At 71.1% G+C, this 16,322-nt stretch carries 18 protein-coding genes and 1 riboswitch; of the genes, 9 read left to right on the forward strand and 9 right to left on the reverse strand.

Annotation, left to right across the window (positions count from 1 at the left end; translation table 11 throughout):
- Positions 1–29 precede the first annotated feature (29 nt).
- From OG974_RS19625 to OG974_RS19640, 4 genes are all read left to right on the forward strand, one after another.
- Complete coding sequence (locus tag OG974_RS19625; protein WP_371643908.1) at positions 30–1,646, forward strand: PTS transporter subunit EIIC; 1,617 nt, start codon at positions 30–32, stop codon at positions 1,644–1,646.
- Between the two features lie 22 nt (positions 1,647–1,668).
- Complete coding sequence (locus OG974_RS19630) at positions 1,669–2,043, forward strand: hypothetical protein (protein ID WP_327284002.1); 375 nt, start codon at positions 1,669–1,671, stop codon at positions 2,041–2,043.
- 29 nt (positions 2,044–2,072) lie between these two features.
- On the forward strand, positions 2,073–2,615 hold the full coding sequence (locus tag OG974_RS19635) for a GNAT family N-acetyltransferase (RefSeq protein ID WP_371646864.1): 543 nt from the start codon (positions 2,073–2,075) through the stop codon (positions 2,613–2,615).
- A gap of 171 nt (positions 2,616–2,786) precedes the next feature.
- Positions 2,787–3,365: a Uma2 family endonuclease gene (locus tag OG974_RS19640; protein WP_371643910.1), complete on the forward strand. Its 579-nt coding sequence runs from the start codon at positions 2,787–2,789 to the stop codon at positions 3,363–3,365.
- On the opposite strand, the gene OG974_RS19645 is transcribed toward OG974_RS19640, so the two are convergent.
- Positions 3,362–4,054 (reverse strand): hypothetical protein, encoded by a 693-nt coding sequence (locus OG974_RS19645; RefSeq protein ID WP_371643912.1) that lies wholly within the window; start codon positions 4,052–4,054, stop codon positions 3,362–3,364. The genes OG974_RS19640 and OG974_RS19645 overlap by 4 nt on opposite strands.
- Positions 4,051–4,272 (reverse strand): hypothetical protein, encoded by a 222-nt coding sequence (locus OG974_RS19650; protein WP_054225723.1) that lies wholly within the window; start codon positions 4,270–4,272, stop codon positions 4,051–4,053. Before OG974_RS19650 ends, OG974_RS19645 begins: the two co-directional genes overlap by 4 nt.
- A 115-nt stretch (positions 4,273–4,387) precedes the next feature.
- Here OG974_RS19650 and OG974_RS19655 point away from each other — a divergent pair, with 115 nt between their 5' ends.
- Positions 4,388–5,221 (forward strand): Scr1 family TA system antitoxin-like transcriptional regulator, encoded by an 834-nt coding sequence (locus tag OG974_RS19655; protein ID WP_371643914.1) that lies wholly within the window; start codon positions 4,388–4,390, stop codon positions 5,219–5,221.
- Positions 5,205–5,459, forward strand: a complete 255-nt coding sequence (locus OG974_RS19660) for a DUF397 domain-containing protein (RefSeq protein WP_328763094.1) — start codon at positions 5,205–5,207, stop codon at positions 5,457–5,459. The genes OG974_RS19655 and OG974_RS19660 overlap by 17 nt, the downstream gene beginning before the upstream one ends.
- 6 nt (positions 5,460–5,465) lie before the next feature.
- On the opposite strand, the gene OG974_RS19665 is transcribed toward OG974_RS19660, so the two are convergent.
- Complete coding sequence (locus tag OG974_RS19665; protein ID WP_328763095.1) at positions 5,466–6,857, reverse strand: PQQ-binding-like beta-propeller repeat protein; 1,392 nt, start codon at positions 6,855–6,857, stop codon at positions 5,466–5,468.
- A 102-nt stretch (positions 6,858–6,959) separates the two neighbouring features.
- On the opposite strand from OG974_RS19665, the gene OG974_RS19670 reads away from it, so the two are divergent.
- Positions 6,960–7,256, forward strand: coding sequence for a hypothetical protein (locus OG974_RS19670; protein ID WP_328763096.1), 297 nt, complete (start codon positions 6,960–6,962; stop codon positions 7,254–7,256).
- Between the two features lie 24 nt (positions 7,257–7,280).
- Here the strand turns inward: OG974_RS19670 and OG974_RS19675 are convergent, their stop codons facing one another.
- The 5 genes from OG974_RS19675 to thrC all read right to left on the reverse strand — a co-directional run bounded on the left by OG974_RS19675 (position 7,281) and on the right by thrC (position 12,375).
- Positions 7,281–7,880, reverse strand: a complete 600-nt coding sequence (locus OG974_RS19675) for a phosphoribosylanthranilate isomerase (RefSeq protein WP_328763097.1) — start codon at positions 7,878–7,880, stop codon at positions 7,281–7,283.
- 361 nt (positions 7,881–8,241) lie between these two features.
- The gene (groL, locus tag OG974_RS19680; protein ID WP_327284012.1) at positions 8,242–9,864 is read right to left on the reverse strand and encodes a chaperonin GroEL; all 1,623 of its coding nucleotides are present in this window, start codon (positions 9,862–9,864) and stop codon (positions 8,242–8,244) included.
- A 333-nt stretch (positions 9,865–10,197) separates the two neighbouring features.
- Positions 10,198–10,401 carry a cold-shock protein gene (locus tag OG974_RS19685; protein WP_005315736.1) on the reverse strand — a complete coding sequence of 68 codons (204 nt, stop codon included), beginning with the start codon at positions 10,399–10,401 and terminating at the stop codon, positions 10,198–10,200.
- A gap of 382 nt (positions 10,402–10,783) precedes the next feature.
- Positions 10,784–11,062, reverse strand: a complete 279-nt coding sequence (locus OG974_RS19690) for a MoaD/ThiS family protein (protein WP_327284013.1) — start codon at positions 11,060–11,062, stop codon at positions 10,784–10,786.
- Positions 11,063–11,100: 38 nt separating this feature from the next.
- A complete protein-coding gene (gene thrC / locus OG974_RS19695; RefSeq protein WP_327284014.1) occupies positions 11,101–12,375 on the reverse strand; it encodes a threonine synthase in 1,275 nt (424 codons plus the stop codon).
- Positions 12,376–12,392: 17 nt separating this feature from the next.
- Positions 12,393–12,542, reverse strand: a riboswitch (SAM riboswitch).
- A gap of 196 nt (positions 12,543–12,738) precedes the next feature.
- On the opposite strand from thrC, the gene OG974_RS19700 reads away from it, so the two are divergent.
- Both OG974_RS19700 and OG974_RS19705 read left to right on the forward strand, forming a co-directional pair.
- A complete protein-coding gene (locus OG974_RS19700) occupies positions 12,739–13,716 on the forward strand; it encodes a glucosyl-3-phosphoglycerate synthase (RefSeq protein WP_327284015.1) in 978 nt (325 codons plus the stop codon).
- A 45-nt stretch (positions 13,717–13,761) separates the two neighbouring features.
- A complete protein-coding gene (locus OG974_RS19705; RefSeq protein ID WP_327284016.1) occupies positions 13,762–15,228 on the forward strand; it encodes a trehalose-6-phosphate synthase in 1,467 nt (488 codons plus the stop codon).
- 158 nt (positions 15,229–15,386) lie between these two features.
- Here the strand turns inward: OG974_RS19705 and otsB are convergent, their stop codons facing one another.
- On the reverse strand, positions 15,387–16,235 hold the full coding sequence (otsB, locus tag OG974_RS19710; RefSeq protein ID WP_327284017.1) for a trehalose-phosphatase: 849 nt from the start codon (positions 16,233–16,235) through the stop codon (positions 15,387–15,389).
- Positions 16,236–16,322 lie beyond the last annotated feature (87 nt).

The following is a 16,322-nucleotide window of genomic DNA, read 5'->3' on the forward strand; positions in this document are numbered from 1 at the left end:
CCGTTTCCCCGACGCAAGGCGATCACGACATGTCCACTGACAAGAACCGCGCCACAGCCGCCGCGATCCTCCCCCTGGTCGGCGGCCCGGACAACATCAGCTCGATCGCGCACTGCATGACCCGGCTGCGCATCGCGCTGCACGACCGCTCTCTGGTCGACGACCGGGCGCTGCGGGCGCTGCCCGCGGTGCTGGGCGTCGTCGAGGACGACACTTACCAGATCGTGCTGGGGCCGGGGACCGTCGCCCGGGTCACCCCGGAGTTCGAGGCACTGGTCGAGCAGGGCCGTTCCCCGGCCGGCCCGGCGGGCAACCCGGCCACGGCGGAACCGGCGGGCAACCCGGCCCTGACCGGCCCGGCGGGCACCGGCAAGCCCGCCACCTCCGATGCCGCGGGCACCACCGGCCCCCCGCGCACCCCCGACCGGCCCGGCCCTGCCGGAACGCCCGTCACCGCCGAGCAACTCGCCACCCAGGGCGCCGCGTTGAAACGGGCCCGACACGACCGCAACCGCACCCCCGTGAAGCTGTTCCTGCGCCGCATCGCCAACGTCTTCGTCCCCCTGATCCCGGCGCTCATCGGCTGCGGCATCATCGCCGGCCTCAACGGGGTACTGCTGAACACGGGTTGGCTGCCCGCCGTCGTCCCGGCGCTCGCCGCGATCGCCTCCGGGTTCATGTCGCTCATCGCGGTCTTCGTCGGCTACAACACGGCCAAGGAGTTCGGCGGCACGCCGGTCCTCGGCGGCGCCGTCGCCGCGATCATCGTCTTCCCGGGCGTCGCGAAGATCGACGCGTTCGGCCAGCACCTCTCCCCCGGGCAGGGCGGCGTACTCGGGGCCCTGGCGGCCGCGTACCTCGCCGTCCGCGTGGAGAAGCTGTGCCGCAGGTGGGTTCCCGAGTCGCTCGACGCGCTGGTCACCCCCACGGTCACCGTCCTGGCCTCCGGCCTGGTGACGATTTTCGGCCTGATGTTCCTCGCCGGTGCGGTCGCCACCGCCATCGGCTCCTTCGCGACCTGGCTGCTCGCCACGGGCGGCGCCTTCGCCGGGCTGGTCCTCGGCGGACTGTTCCTGCCACTGGTGATGCTGGGCCTGCACCAGGCCCTGATCCCGATCCACACCACCCTCATCGAGCAGACCGGCCACACCGCCCTCCTGCCGATCCTCGCCATGGCGGGCGCGGGCCAGGTCGGCGCGGCGCTCGCGGTCTACTGCCGGCTGCCGCACAACCGGTCCCTGCGCACGACCATCAGGTCAGCGCTCCCGGCGGGCTTCCTGGGCGTCGGGGAACCGCTGATCTACGGGGTCTCGCTCCCGCTGGGCCGCCCCTTCGTCACCGCCTGTGTGGGCGGCGCGGCGGGCGGGGCGTTCGTCGGGCTCTGCAACCAGCTGGGGTTCGCCTTCGGCGCCACCGCCATCGGCCCGTCGGGGTGGGCGCTGTTCCCGCTGCTGGACGGTTCTTCGGGCCTGGGCATGAACCTGGCGATCTACGCGGGCGGGCTGCTGGCCGGCTACCTGGTGGGCTTCGCCGCCACCTGGTTCTTCGGGTTCACCCGGCAGATGCTGACCGAGCTCAACGCCGATCATGAGGCAATTCCAGCCACCCTCCAACCGGCCACGGAGCCGGTTGTAGCGAAAATCTAGCGGGGTTCGGGAGACTGCCAGGATGCAGCTCCCCGCCGAAGCCGTTGCCGCCACCGCTGTCGTCGAGGTCGTACGCCTCTGCTCGCGCCCCGAGCGCTACGGCGACCCCATGACCGGCGATGTCGTCTCCCGCTGGACCGGCCGAGAAGCCGCCGACTCGCTCGGGCTGATCTCGTCCATGCCGCCCGGCGAGCCGCGCGTCTGCTTCGCGCCGGGCTGGGGACTGCGTGCGTACGACGCCGCCGACCAGCCCCTGTTCGAGCTAATCTTCTGCTTCAGCTGCCACCACGCCTGGCTGTGGGGCCCGGCCGTCCCCTCGGACGCGGCCTTCGACACCATCACGGGCAGCACCGCCGAGGCCGAGGCCCTGCTGGCCCACTTCCGCAACGCGGCGTGAGCATCGCCGCGGTGGTCCCGCCCGGCCGGATGACGGCCCGCCCCCAGCCGGTCCTGGACCTGCCGGGCCCGCTCCACCTGCGGCCGTGGACCGCGTACGACGCCCCCGCGCTGGTCGAGTCCTGCCACGACCCGGACATCCGCCACTGGAACCGCTCCCCACTGCTGTCCCCGGCCGAGGCCGTGGCCCGGATCGAGCGCTGGCAGGAACGCTGGCACGCCGAGCAGGCCGCGATCTGGGCGGTGGCGCCCACCACCGGCGGCCCGCCCGTCGGCCTGATCGGCCTGGCCGACCTCGACCTCCCGGGCGGGAGCGGCGAGCTCCTGTACTGGCTGCTGCCCGCGGGCCGCGGCGGGGGCGTCATGGCCGCGGCCATGACCCGGGTCAGCCGCTGGGCCTTCGACGAACTGGGCCTGCACCGCCTGCGCATCACCCACTCCGTGGGCAACCCGGCGTCCTGCCACGTCGCGACGAAGGCCGGCTTCCCCCTGGAGGGCACCATGCGCGGCGCCCTCCTCCACGCGGACGGCTGGCACGACGAACACCTCCACGCCCGCCTCCGCACGGACTAGCGTCAGCGCGGCCCGGAGGCCGCTCACTCCATCAGGCTAACCCTGGACCAGCGGCCGGCTCCGCTCTGGCATATGCCCCTAGCGTTTGCCCCAGCCGTAGCCGAACGGAGTCGAAGATGGCGCTTCAGACGGTCCAGCCCGGAGCCCACAAGGCACCATGGAGGCGATTCCATGACCGCAGGGTCCACCAAGCGCCCACAGATGTCCCTCGATGACTTCGAAGCACTTGAGCGCGGCGCTCCCGAAACCGTGACGCTCGAATTCATTGCGGGAAAGCTAGGGGTAAAGCCTGTGCCCGACGGTGACCACGGGGCCATCTTCATGTGGCTGCTCCGGCAGTGCATGCAGCACCGGCCCGAACTCGACCTGCATCCCGAGCAGGGGCTGAGGGTCGAGCAGTACCGCACCGGCCGCGCCCGCTCGGACGGAGTTCTCGCCCCCGTGGCGCACTTCGCCGGACAAGGCGAGTGGGCAGATCCGGCGGGCGTCCTGATGGTCGTGGAGGTCACCTCCCACAACTCCGACTCCGACAGTCGCGACCGGAACGAGAAGCGGGACGGCTACGCGGCGGCCGGTATCCCGATCCACCTACTCATCGACCGGGAGCGGCACGGTCTGATGGTCTACAGCGAGCCCGAAGAGGGCAAGTACCTGGACGACCCCGCCTACGCCTACGGCGAGATGGTCGAGATCCCCGCCCCCGTCGGCATCACCCTCGACACCGAAGCGCTGAAGAACTTCTCCGACTAGCCGCCCGCACTTCCGGCGGCAGCGGTCCGCAGGAAGGACACCAGGTCGTCCACACCGTAGCCGAGCTCCGGACCCCGCTCGGCCGCCATCAGCAGGAGCTGCCCGACGATCTCGGCGCCCCAGCCGTCCGGGCCGTCGGACGACCATTCCCACAGCTTCTCGATGCCGAGGTCGCTCATGAGCAGCCCGTGCGCGGCCCGGATCTCACCGCACAACTCCCCCACGGCGTCCAGCAGCCGCGCGCCGGGCCGCTCGCACCGCAGTCCGAAAGAGCCGTTGAGGTCCTCGGGCACACAGCCTTGCGGCGGCCGCGCCTTGATCGCGTCGTAGCGCGGATCCGCGTAGCCGGGCGTCCGGCCCACCGGGCCGTGGACGAGCGTGAAGCGGTGCCAACCGGGCGGCGGAGGCGGCTGCGGCCGCCACGCCTTCAGCCCGAACGCCTCGTGGACGAGGGCCGTCGCCTCGTCCGCCGTCTCGGCCGTCTCCCGGACCCGCCGCTTCCCGTCGTCGCCGACCGCGGTCCACAGCCCACTGGCCTCGTGCAGCTCCACCCGCACTTGGAGCGGCATCCCGCTCCTCCTCCACCCGGGCCCGGCCAGGCCCTTCTCCAGCCAGCACAGCTTCCAGGCCAGCTCGAACTCCCAGGCCCGTGCCGCCGCGAGGCACCCTTCCAGGGCGGCCTCGCTCACGCGGGGCGGGCCCGCTCGTGCAGGACGACGGCCAACCGGAGTGCGGTGGTGAGGTTGCACCGCCCGAGGTCGATCAACGGCAGCCCGTACGTCCCCGCCGCCGAGACCCCGTCCACGTCCAGCGAGGGGAGCGTGACCCCGACCCCGGCGAGGGACTCCCTCAGCTGCCGCACGGCCTCCTCCGCCGCCTGCATCCGCTCCTTGGCCGTGAGCACCATGACATGTCACCTTTCTACCCTGAGTATTCAGCTCCTCCACACAGCGTGGCGACACCGCCGCTAGCCTTTCAAGTGGGTCACCGCAGCAACCGCACCTGTTGCACCGGGAGTTGTCATGCCAGGAAAACCCCTCGATCCCGCCTCACCCCGCGCCCTCCTCGGAGCCGAACTCCGCGTGGCCCGCGAACGCGCCGCCATGAGCCAGGCCGCACTGGGCGAGAAGCTGTTCGTGAGCGGCTCGTACGTCGGCCAGATGGAGGCGGGCACCCGCCGGATCACCCTCGAACTCGCCAAGGCGATAGACGAGATCCTGGGTATGGGCGGCTTCTTCACCCGCAACGCCGGGAAGCAGGGCAAGTCCAAGTACCCCGACCACTTCGTGGAAGCCGCCGAGGCCGAGGCGGAGGCCCTGGCCATCAGGGAGTACGCGCCCCTGGTCATCCCGGGCTTGCTCCAGCGGGAGGCCTACGCACGGGAGATCTTCCGCGCATACCAGCCGACCGCGCCGGAAGCCGTCATCGACGAACTGACCGAGGCCCGACTGGGCCGAGCCCGGCTCCTCACCGACCCATCAACACCCTTGTTGTGGTGCGTGCTCGACGAGGCGGTGCTCCGGCGGGTCGTCGGCGGCCGGGAGGTGATGGCCGACGCCCTGCGTCATCTTGTAACTCTGGGCCGAGCGCGCCGCATCATCACCCAGGTGATTCCGTTCGGTGTAGGCGCCCACGCGGGCCTGCACGGCTCCCTCAAGCTGATGTCCTTTGTGGACGCACCTCCGCTCGCCTACGTCGAAGGTATCGGAATGGGTCAACTGCTGGACGATCCGGCAACAGTTGGCCGCCACGCGCTGACCTACGATCTCCTCATGGCCTGTGCTCTGTCACCTGCCCAATCACTGGCCATGATCGAGTCCGCGGCGGAGGATTACGCACATGACCAGCATGCTTGAGTACGACCTGTCGACGGCCACCTGGCACAAGTCCAGCTATAGCGGCGGCGACGGCGGCAACTGCCTGGAGATGGCCACCTGGCGCAAGTCCACCCACAGCGGCGGTGACGGCGGCGACTGCGTCGAGGTCTGTGACGCGCACAGCGACCTCGTCCCCGTCCGGGACTCCAAGGTCCCGGACGGGCCCCACCTGGTCTTCGGCGCGGCCGCCTGGGGGGCCTTCGTCACCGCCCTCTGATGCGGGTCACCAGCCGAAGGCCGGGCGCACGTCGAAGATCGGCGGGAGGCGTCCGCCCGCGTCGAGGTTGACGAACGTCCTGCCGTAGAGGGCGAAGGACGTGCCCAGCGGGAGGTCGCGCAGGACCGTCGACTCCCCGCCGGGCTTGCCCGTGCCGGGGTCGAGGTGCCAGAGGTGGGTGTACGCGCCCTGCGTGACCACGGCGATCCGGTCGTTGCGGCCGACGGCCACGGCGCGGACCTGCCAGTCGCCCTCGAAGGCCCGCGTCCACAGCCGGCGGCCGTCCTTCAGCGAGTAGGCCGCCAGCAGCTCCCGCTTCTCCCGCTCGGGGACCGCCGCGTACAGGACGTCGCCGACGACCAGCCGGGCCGTGTCCGGGCCCAGGTGGAACGGCGGCTCCGGGTCGGTGCGCGGTCGGCCCGTCTCGTCGAACAGCAGCAGGCGCCCGTCCGCGACGGCGGCCGCCGGGGAAGCCGACACGATGCCCGGGGCCCCGTAACCGTCGGGAAGCAGGGCCTGCCAGGAGCGGGATCCGGTGCGGGCGTCCAGGGCGGACAGCTCGCTGCCCCCTTCGGTCCGCGCCAGGAACAGGACCCGGTCGGGTCCGGCCGCGACCTGCGAGACGACGGCGCCCGCGGGCAGTGGGAAGCGCCAGAGCTCCGCGCCCGTGTCCAGGTCGTGGGCGAGCACGGCGTCCGTCGTCGCGGCCACGGCGAGGTTGCCGCCCGCGGACGGCTTGCCCACGAGCTTCGGGATGTCCTTCGTCCAGCGCTTCTCGCCGGACTCCGTGCGCACCGCCACCAGGCTGTTGCCGCACTCGCTCTCCGCCGTGGTCAGGGTGACGAGGCCGGTCCCGGACGGCGCGTCGTCGCTCATCGCGCACACCGCGCCGCCGTCCGGGGCGCGGAATCCGCCGCCGTGGCGGCCCTCCCCGTTGTAGGCCGTGACGCCGTCCGCGCGGACCCGGATCACGGCCCCCGAGCTGTGCTCGAACGCCCAGGAGCCGAGCGGCTTCTCCAGGGCCCCGCCGTCCGGGACCTGGTAGCCGAAGAGGTCCATCTGCGGGCCGCGCATCCACGAGAAGCCGAGCCAGCCGGGCCCCAGCGCGACGAGGGCGAGTGCGACGGCCGCCGCCCGGCCGAGCGCCGAGCGGTGCCGGCGGCCCCGTACGACGTACCACCACAGGACGGCTGCTGCCAGCGCGCCGACCACCGTGGACGCTGCCAGGATGCCGAAACCGCGCGGAGGGCTGCCCGTGCCGTACGCGTCGGACGGGGTGTCGTCCGCCAACTTCGCGCACAGGACCGCGTACAGCACCACGACGGTGGTGAGCGCGCAGGCCGCCGTGACCGCGGTGTAGTGCCGGAGCCGCTCCGCGAGCGGCGGTCTCTGATCCATGATCCCCCCGGCTACAGGCTAGCCCGCGACGCCGGCGGGCAATCCCTTCCCGGCGTACGGACGTACGTGATGCACAGGCGTTCCGCGAAAGGAGGAACGATCATGAACCCGGTCACGAACCCCGTGAAACGGGCGGCCCTCGCGCTGGCCTCCGCCGCTCTACTCACCGGCGCGGCGGGTATCGCCGCTGCCCCCGCCTTCGCCGGCCAACCGGGCGCGTCCTGCGAGGGGCTGGCGGACTCCGCCCGCCCCGGCCACTCCGCGAGCGCCCGCGGCTCCGCCTTCAACGAGGACGGCATCGCCGGCACCCACTACGCGGGCGAACAGCCGCAGAACTCCACCAACCCCCGCTCGGTATCCCAGTACGACGTGGCCTGCCTCAACAACGCGTCGCACTGACCCGACAGCCGTCGCCCGGCGGTACTAGCGCCGGGCGGCCTCGATGAAGGAGCGGATGAGGTCGCGGGACTTCACCCCCCGGGCGCTCTCCACCCCGCTGGACACGTCCACGCCCCAGGCGCCGGTGGTTTCCACGGCCTCCCGGACGTTGCCCGGGGTGAGCCCGCCGGCCAGCAGCCAGTGGCCCCCGGGGGCTGCGAACTCGTCCGACCCCCAGTTCCACGGCTTGCCGGAGCCGGGGTCCGGCGCGTCGATCAGCAGCAGGTCCTCCCCGTACTCCCCGCAGCGCCCGACGTGCTGGGCGGTGGCCCGCAGCAGGGTCCGGCCCTCGGCGCGCAGCGCCTCGTAGTACTCCGGGCCCTCGTCGCCGTGCAGCTGCACTCCCCGTACGCCGCTCTCCTCGGTCAGCCGCCGCACCTCGTCGACCGGCTGCCCCCGGAACACCCCGACGGTGAGGACCCCGGCCGGGACCCGGGCGGCGAGCTCCAGCGCCGTGGCGGCGTCGACGGTTCGGGGGCTCCCCGGCGCGAAGACGAACCCGACGGCGTCGGCCCCGGCGGCCACGGCCGTGTCGACGTCGTGCGCGGTCTTCAGGCCGCAGATCTTGACGAAGAGATCGCTCATACCTCCAGTCAACCAAAGGCACCCGATCGGCGGTGATCCGTCTCGGGGACCGGGCGGGTCCGCCCGCCCGCCACCAGCCTGGAACGAGCAGCGCAGCCAGTGCGCAGCACGCCACGCGGAAGGCGACGGTGACGATCATGACCGAACGGGCCACACCGATGGAACACGCGGCGCCGCCGACGTTCGAGACGCTCCTGCGCACCGTTGCGGAGATGGACACGCCTGACGGCTTCAAGGCCGAGCTCGTTCGGCTTCGACGTCGACAGTTCGGGCTTCTAGGACACCCACAAACGACCGAGGGCGGCACCCCCGTACGGGAGTACCGCCCTCGGTCGAGAACAGCCGATCAGCGCGGGGCCGATCAGAAGTCCATGTCACCGCCCGGCATGCCGCCCGGCGCGCCCGCGCCGGCCTTCTCCGGCTTGTCGGCGATGACGGCCTCGGTCGTCAGGAACAGCGCGGCGATGGACGCGGCGTTCTGCAGAGCGGAGCGCGTGACCTTCGCCGGGTCGATGATGCCCTCGGCGATCATGTCCACGTACTCGCCGGTCGCGGCGTTCAGGCCCCAGCCGACGGTCAGGTTGCGGACCTTCTCCACGACGACGCCACCCTCAAGACCACCGTTGACGGCGATCTGCTTGAGCGGAGCCTCCAGGGCGAGCTTCACGGCGTTGGCGCCGGTCGCCTCGTCACCCGACAGGTCGAGCTTCTCGAAGACCGCGGAGGCCTGGAGCAGGGCCACGCCACCACCGGCGACGATGCCCTCCTCGACGGCAGCCTTCGCGTTGCGGACGGCGTCCTCGATGCGGTGCTTGCGCTCCTTGAGCTCCACCTCGGTCGCGGCACCGGCCTTGATGACGGCCACGCCGCCGGCCAGCTTCGCGAGGCGCTCCTGGAGCTTCTCGCGGTCGTAGTCCGAGTCGGAGTTCTCGATCTCGGCACGGATCTGGTTGACGCGACCCTGGACCTGGTCGCTGTCACCGGCGCCGTCGACGATCGTGGTCTCGTCCTTGGAGATGACGACCTTGCGGGCGCGGCCGAGCAGGTCGAGGCCCGCGTTCTCCAGCTTGAGGCCGACCTCCTCGGAGATGACCGTGCCGCCCGTGAGGATGGCGATGTCACCGAGCATGGCCTTGCGGCGGTCGCCGAAGCCCGGGGCCTTGACGGCCACGGACTTGAAGGTGCCGCGGATCTTGTTGACGACCAGGGTCGACAGGGCCTCGCCCTCGACGTCCTCGGCGATGATCAGCAGCGGCTTGCCGGACTGCATGACCTTCTCAAGCAGCGGAAGGAGGTCCTTCACGTTGCCGATCTTGGAGTTGACGATGAGGATGTACGGGTCGTCCAGGGACGCCTCCATACGCTCCATGTCGGTGGCGAAGTACGCCGAGATGTAGCCCTTGTCGAAGCGCATGCCCTCGGTGAGCTCCAGCTCCAGACCGAAGGTCTGGGACTCCTCGACGGTGATGACGCCTTCCTTGCCGACCTTGTCCATGGCCTCGGCGATGAGCTCGCCGATCTGGGTGTCAGCGGCGGAGATGGAGGCCGTAGAAGCGATCTGCTCCTTGGTCTCGACATCCTTCGCCTGCTCCAGCAGGGCGCCGGAGACGGCCTCGACGGCCTTCTCGATGCCACGCTTGAGGGCCATCGGGTTGGCGCCGGCGGCCACGTTGCGCAGGCCCTCGCGTACGAGCGCCTGGGCGAGCACGGTGGCGGTGGTCGTACCGTCGCCGGCGACGTCGTCCGTCTTCTTGGCGACTTCCTTGACCAGCTCGGCGCCGATCTTCTCGTACGGGTCCTCGAGCTCGATCTCCTTGGCGATGGAAACACCATCGTTGGTGATCGTGGGGGCGCCCCACTTCTTCTCAAGGACGACGTTGCGACCCTTGGGGCCAAGGGTGACCTTGACGGCGTCGGCGAGCTGGTTCATACCGCGCTCAAGGCCGCGCCGGGCCTCCTCGTCGAACGCAATGATCTTGGCCATCTGAAGTGGTCCTCCAGGACTGGGGTTCCCCCTGCGCCGCCGGCGTGGGGGGAGGGTTGGATTGCTCCGGACCGCGCCCGCGCCCGCGACGGACGGCCTGCGTGCCCGGCGGTTCCTTCCCGCCGGACCCTGCGGGCCTCACCGACCCGGTCCTGTGTAGTAGCACTCTCAGCACGAGAGTGCTAACGCCAATGATTAGCACTCGACCCCCTTGAGTGCAAGCGGCTTCCACGAAGCCCGCCCGGCGCGGTGCGGGCAGCACGAAGGGCCCGCATCCCTCCTCAAGGATGCGGACCCTTCGTGCGTATGCGTCGGTGGTCGATCGCGCCGGGACTAGACGGCGAGCTTGACCATGTCCGCCTGCGGACCCTTCTGGCCCTGCGAGATCTCGAACTCGACCCGCTGACCCTCTTCAAGGGTGCGGTACCCGTCCATCTGGATGGCGCTGTAGTGGACGAACACATCCGCACCACCGTCGACCGCGATGAAGCCGTAGCCCTTCTCCGCGTTGAACCACTTGACGGTGCCCTGAGCCATGCCTAACTCCCCTATTACTGGCCCTTGCGCGGGACCGCACTTCGCGGTCCCGGGTCAGAACTTGCGCCGGAACGCCTCGACCGGGGCTGAATGTATCTGCACCGCTGCTGTCTGCAACAGGTCAATCCGACGAGAAATCTGGACACGGGGATACATTGAAATAAAGTGAAAAGTTGGCATATTCCCGGGCAACTCGGACCCGGCATATCTCGCCAAAGCCCCATACCGCACTTGCACATTGACTCAATGTCAACCCTCACGCGACCCGCTCATATGCAGCGGGCAAGTCCAGCGGAGGGGACTTCCCCAACCTTACCGCGCCCAACCAAGCAGAATTACCCCCTCCGCTTTTACCGGAGGGGGTAATTCAGGGGTTGTTGCGTCAGCAGCCGCCCGCGACGGCGGGAATGATCGAGACACCGGCGCCGTCCGGCGTCACCGCGTCCAGACCGCCCTCGAAGCGCACGTCGTCGTCGTTGACGTAGACGTTCACGAACCGGCGCAGCTTGCCCTGGTCGTCCAGGACGCGCGCGGCGATGCCCGGGTGGTTCACCTCAAGGGAGGCGATGACCTCGGAGAGGGTCGCGCCCTCGGCCGTGACCTCGGCCTGGCCGCCGGTGTAGGTGCGCAGGATGGTGGGGATGCGGACGTTGACGCTCATGGCGCTACTGCCTTTCCGGGTACGAGGGGGATCGGGGATCAGGCCAGGCCGGCGGCGCGGAACGCGTCCAGGCTCGGGCGGATGGTGGCGGTCTGCCCGCTGTCCGCGGCCACCGCCTCCAGGGTCTTGAGGCCGTCACCGGTGTTCAGGACCACCGTGGTCAGCGCCGGGTCGAGCTGGCCGTTCTCGATGAGCTTCTTGGTCACGCCGACGGTCACGCCGCCCGCGGTCTCGGCGAAGATGCCCTCGGCCTGCGCGAGGATCTTGATGGCCTCGACGACCTGCTCGTCGGTGACGTCCTCGACGTAGCCGCCGGTGCGGCGGGCGATGTCCAGGACGTACGGGCCGTCGGCCGGGTTGCCGATGGCGAGCGACTTGGCGATGGTGTTCGGCTTCTGCGGGCGGACCACGTCGTGGCCGGCCTTGAAGGCGGTCGACACCGGGGAGCAGCCCTCGGCCTGGGCGCCGAAGATCTTGTACGGCTTGTCCTCGACCAGCCCGAGCTTGATCAGCTCCTGCAGACCCTTGTCGATCTTCGTCAGCTGCGAGCCGGACGCGATCGGGATCACGATCTGGTCGGGCAGCTGCCAGCCGAGCTGCTCGCAGATCTCGTAGGCGAGGGTCTTGGAACCCTCGCCGTAGTAGGGGCGCAGGTTGACGTTGACGAAGCCCCAGCCCTCGCCCAGCGGGTCGCCGATGAGCTCGGAGCAGAAGCGGTTGACGTCGTCGTAGTTGCCTTCGATGCCGACCAGGTCGCCGCCGTACACACCGGCCATGACGACCTTGCCCTGCTCCAGGTCGTGCGGGATGAACACGCAGGAGCGGAAGCCGGCCCGGGCGGCCGCGGCGCCGACGGCGCCGGCCAGGTTGCCGGTGGAGGAGCAGGACAGGGTGGTGAAGCCGAAGGCGCGGGCGGCCTCGACGGCGATGGCCACGACGCGGTCCTTGAAGGAGTGCGTCGGGTTGCCGGAGTCGTCCTTGACGTAGAGCTTCCCGGTGATGCCGAGCTCCTTGGCCAGGTTGGCCGCGTCCACGAGCTTGGTGAAGCCGGGGTTCAGGCTGGGCTTGGCGGCCACGTCAGCGGGGACGGGCAGCAGCGGGGCGTAGCGCCAGATGTTGTTCGGGCCGGCCTCGATCGCGGCGCGCAGGGCTTCGGGGTCGCCGGTGGGCAGGTCGTAGGCGACTTCCAGCGGACCGAAACACTCGACGCAGGCGAAGATGGGTCCGAGTTCGAAACGGGTACCGCACTCACGACACGAGAGGCCGGTGGCAGGTCCGAGATCGACAGAGGTGGCAACAGTCTGTGCAGCCATGATGGCGAGGCCCTTTCTCCTCATCTTCCCCATGGCGCACTTCGCCATGAGACGGAATTGGCACCTTCCCTAGCCGGGGACCTCGCTGCTGCAAGCAAGCGCGAGAACCGACTGGAGGGTTGCCGGGGCTTCAACGGGCCGTGTCCCTCTGCCCCTCTGGATGAGCGGTATGGCACCGGGTTCGCGCGCTCCATGGCGCGTCCGGGCGTTTGTGCGCGGGGACCCCCGGCATGCGGTGGTCCTTCGCGTTGTTCAAGACTGTAACTGAAGGTCCGGGTGGTTGAGACAGCCGTCCGAACCGCGAGATGGATCACTTTTCGGCTGAAAATGCCGAGCGTCAACGATTACCGAGGAGTGCCGAACGTGCTGGAAGAGGTGGAGCGCTGGTTTGCGGACCGCTCCTGGTCCGCGGCCGACCGACCGCTCGACCAGCTGCTTTCCGCCAAACGGGCGGCAGGCGCCACGGTCAGCGTCGTCCTGCCCGCGCTCGACGAGGAAGAGACGGTCGGCGCCATCGTCGAGGTGATCCGGCGCGATCTGATCGACGGGCCGGCGGGGCCGCTCGTCGACGAACTCGTCGTGATCGACTCGGGCTCCACCGACCGGACCGCCGAAGTGGCCGCGAAGGCCGGCGCCCGGGTGGTGCACCGCGACGACATCCTGCCGCGGATCCCGGCCCTGCCCGGCAAGGGCGAGGTCTTGTGGCGCTCGCTGCTGGTGACCAGCGGCGACATCGTCTGCTTCGTGGACGCCGACCTGCGGGACTTCTCGTCCACGTTCGTGTCCGGGATCGTCGGCCCGCTGCTGACGGAGCCGGACGTCGAGTTCGTCAAGGCGATGTACGACCGCCCCTTCGGCGCCGACGCCGACGGGCCCGCCCCCGGCAAAGCCCCTGCCCAGGGGGGTCGGGTGACCGAGCTGGTCGCCCGGCCGCTGCTCAACCTCCACTGGCCGCAGCTGGCCGGGTTCGTCCAGCCGCTGGGCGGTGAGTACGCCGTGCGGCGCACCCTGCTGGAACGTTTGCCCTTCCCCGTCGGGTACGGCGTCGAGCTGGGCCTGCTGGTCGACGCGCTGCACACCGTCGGACTGGACGCGCTGGCCCAGGTGGACGTGGGCGTACGGCTCCACCGCCATCAGGACGGCCGGGCGCTGGGCCGCATGGCCGCGGCGATCTACCGGACGGCGCAGCTGCGGCTCTCGCGCGGGCACCTCGTACGCCCCGAGTTGACGCAGTTCGAGCGCGGGCCGAACGGGTTCGTGCCGCGGACGTACGCCGTGGACACCGAGGAGCGGCCGCCGATGGCCGAGGTCAAGGAGTACTCCGGCCGCAGGGTGGCGTGAGGGAACTGACGTTTGAGCGGGCGGGCCCCGGGCTAGGTTCGCGGCATGGCTTCCCAGGTACTCGTTGCAGCGAACCGCGGCCCCCTCTCCTACCAACTCGGCGAAGACGACACCCTCACGGCCCGGCGCGGCGGCGGCGGCCTCGTCTCCGGCCTCTCCGCCGCCCTGGCCCGACAGCCGGAGGCCCTGTGGATCTGCGCGGCGCTGTCGGAGGCGGACCGGGAGGCGGTCCGGCGGGGCGTCTGCGAGCCCGGCGTCCGGATGCTGGACATCGATCCCACGACGTACGACGACGCGTACAACGGCATCGCGAACTCGGTGCTGTGGTTCACCCACCACCACCTGTACGACGTCCCGCGCGAGCCTGTCTTCGACGCCCGGTTCCGGCGGCAATGGGACTCGTACGCGGCGTACAACCGGGCCTTCGCCGAGGCCCTGGCCGAAGAGGCCGCCGAGGGGGCGTGCGTCCTGGTGCAGGACTACCACCTGGCGCTGGTCCCGGGGCAGTTGCGCGAGCTGCGGCCCGACCTGCGCATCGCGCACTTCACGCACACGCCGTGGGCCTCGCGGGAGTTCCTCGACATGCTGCCGGACGACGTGCGCGGACAGCTCGTGTGGGGCATGCTCGGCGCGGACCAGCTGGGCTTCCACACCTGGCGCTGGTCGGCGGAGTTCATCGCCGGGGCGGACCGGGACGACGCGGTCGGCATCGCGCAGCCGCACCTGCCCGGCGGCTCCCCGGAGCGCGGGGTGTGGCACCACAGGGCCGCCGCCGACGGGTCCGGGTACGGTCCGCGGCGCTTCACGGAGGTGCGGCAGTACGCCCTGGGCGTCGACGCGGACGACCTGCGCGCGCTCGCGCACCGGCCGGTGGTGGACGACAAGCTGGCCGCCCTGCGGGCCGACGTCGGCGGCCGGGCGACCATCGTCCGCGTGGACCGCACCGAGCTCTCGAAGAACATCCTGCGCGGGCTGCTGGCCTACCGGGAGCTACTGACCGCGCACCCCGAGTGGCGGGACCGGGTGGTCCACCTGGCCTCGGCGTACCCGTCGCGACAGGACCTGGAGGTCTACCGCGCGTACACGCAGTCGGTGCGGGAGCTGGCGCAGGAGATCAACGCGGAGTTCGGGACGGCCGACTGGCAGCCGGTGCTGGTGTCCGTCGAGGACGATTTCGCGCGCTCGCTGGCCGCGTACCGGCTGGCGGACGTGGCGCTGGTCAACCCGGTGCGGGACGGGATGAACCTGGTGGCGAAGGAGATCCCGGTGGTGTCGGAGGCGGGGTGTGCGCTGGTGCTGTCGTCGGGGGCGGGGGCGTACGAGGAGCTCCGCGAGGACGCGCTGACGGTGAACCCGTACGACGTGTCGGCGACGGCGCAGGCGTTGCACGCGGCGCTGTTGATGCCGGCGGGTGAGCGGCTGGAGCGCACGAAGCGGCTGGCGGCCGCGGCCACGGCGCTCCCGCCGACGGACTGGTTCACGGCCCAGCTGTCCGCTCTCCGCGGGGAGTAACGGCCCCCGCTGCGCGGGGCTCTTTCCCCACCCCGCCCCTTCCCGAAACTGGGGCTCCGCCCCAGACCCCGCGCCTCAAACGCCGGCGGAGCTGCTTTTCAGCCCCGCCGGCGTTTGAGGCGCGGGAGCTCGGGGGCAACGGCGCCGCACCCGGTACGTCAGGCGCGGATGGCTCCGGCCAGGGCCGACAGGAAGGCGACCACCTCGGACGGGCCGTTCAGGACGAGGTCCGCGCGGGTGGCGAGTTCGGGGACCTCGGCCGATCCGCTGGCCACCAGCAGCCCCGGCATGCCGTCCGTGCGGAGCTTCTCCACGGCCGCGTACGCGGCGAGGTCGCCGAGGTCGTCCCCCGCGTACAGCACCGCTTCGGCGCCCGTCTCCGCGAGGTATTCGGTCAGGGCCACGCCCTTGTCCATCCCCGGCGGCCGCAGTTCCAGTACCGCCCGCCCCGGTTCGACCATCAGCCCGTGGCGCGCCGCCAGCTCGGCCAGCGGTTCGCGGAGCGCGGCGAACGCGGCGTCCGGGTCCGCGGCGCGGCGGGTGTGGACGGCCAGGGCCCGGCCCTTCTCCTCGATCCACGTGCCGCGCCAGGCGCCGATGGAGTCCAGGAATCCGGGCAGTTCCGCCCGTACGGCGGCGACCCCGGGGTGCTCGGCCGGGGTGTGGACTATGCCGGTCACGGCGTCCCAGCGCTCGGCCCCGTAGTGGCCGAGGACCACCAGGTGTTCCAGGCCGGCGGCGCCTGCGAAGCCCCCGTAGCGGACCGCGACGCTCGCCGGGCGGCCGGTGATCACGGCGACGGAGGCGACCTCCGGGGCCAGCGCGGCCAGTGCCCCGACGGCTCCCGGGTGGGCCCGTGCTTGGTCGGGGTCCGGGACGATGTCGGCGAGGGTGCCGTCGAAGTCGAGCGCGACCACGGAACGGCGGGGTACGTGGAGGAGGGCTTCGAGTCCCTCGCGTCCGGCGGCGGTGACGGGCATCGGCATGCTGTGCGGATGGCTCCCCATGGGGACGACCCTAACGGCCCTGCCGGGCCACGGCTACGGCGCGCGACGTCCGGGAGCAGCTGCGCGGGGCCCGGAGGGCAGCTGCGC

The organism is Streptomyces sp. NBC_00597 (assembly GCF_041431095.1).
Lineage (GTDB): Bacteria > Actinomycetota > Actinomycetes > Streptomycetales > Streptomycetaceae > Streptomyces.

What these genes read in the sequence shown, in the direction of transcription:
- OG974_RS19675 (WP_328763097.1), bottom strand. Translation starts at nt 7,880, where the DNA reads ATGAGCGATCTCTTCGTCAAGATCTGCGGCCTGAAGACCGCGCACGAC.
- OG974_RS19690 (WP_327284013.1), bottom strand. Translation starts at nt 11,062, where the DNA reads ATGAGCGTCAACGTCCGCATCCCCACCATCCTGCGCACCTACACCGGC.
- OG974_RS19670 (WP_328763096.1), top strand. Translation starts at nt 6,960, where the DNA reads ATGAACCCGGTCACGAACCCCGTGAAACGGGCGGCCCTCGCGCTGGCC.
- OG974_RS19650 (WP_054225723.1), bottom strand. Translation starts at nt 4,272, where the DNA reads ATGGTGCTCACGGCCAAGGAGCGGATGCAGGCGGCGGAGGAGGCCGTG.
- OG974_RS19665 (WP_328763095.1), bottom strand. Translation starts at nt 6,857, where the DNA reads ATGGATCAGAGACCGCCGCTCGCGGAGCGGCTCCGGCACTACACCGCG.
- OG974_RS19655 (WP_371643914.1), top strand. Translation starts at nt 4,388, where the DNA reads ATGCCAGGAAAACCCCTCGATCCCGCCTCACCCCGCGCCCTCCTCGGA.
- OG974_RS19660 (WP_328763094.1), top strand. Translation starts at nt 5,205, where the DNA reads ATGACCAGCATGCTTGAGTACGACCTGTCGACGGCCACCTGGCACAAG.
- otsB (WP_327284017.1), bottom strand. Translation starts at nt 16,235, where the DNA reads ATGGGGAGCCATCCGCACAGCATGCCGATGCCCGTCACCGCCGCCGGA.
- OG974_RS19625 (WP_371643908.1), top strand. Translation starts at nt 30, where the DNA reads ATGTCCACTGACAAGAACCGCGCCACAGCCGCCGCGATCCTCCCCCTG.
- OG974_RS19630 (WP_327284002.1), top strand. Translation starts at nt 1,669, where the DNA reads ATGCAGCTCCCCGCCGAAGCCGTTGCCGCCACCGCTGTCGTCGAGGTC.
- thrC (WP_327284014.1), bottom strand. Translation starts at nt 12,375, where the DNA reads ATGGCTGCACAGACTGTTGCCACCTCTGTCGATCTCGGACCTGCCACC.
- OG974_RS19685 (WP_005315736.1), bottom strand. Translation starts at nt 10,401, where the DNA reads ATGGCTCAGGGCACCGTCAAGTGGTTCAACGCGGAGAAGGGCTACGGC.
- OG974_RS19635 (WP_371646864.1), top strand. Translation starts at nt 2,073, where the DNA reads ATGACGGCCCGCCCCCAGCCGGTCCTGGACCTGCCGGGCCCGCTCCAC.
- OG974_RS19705 (WP_327284016.1), top strand. Translation starts at nt 13,762, where the DNA reads ATGGCTTCCCAGGTACTCGTTGCAGCGAACCGCGGCCCCCTCTCCTAC.
- groL (WP_327284012.1), bottom strand. Translation starts at nt 9,864, where the DNA reads ATGGCCAAGATCATTGCGTTCGACGAGGAGGCCCGGCGCGGCCTTGAG.
- OG974_RS19640 (WP_371643910.1), top strand. Translation starts at nt 2,787, where the DNA reads ATGACCGCAGGGTCCACCAAGCGCCCACAGATGTCCCTCGATGACTTC.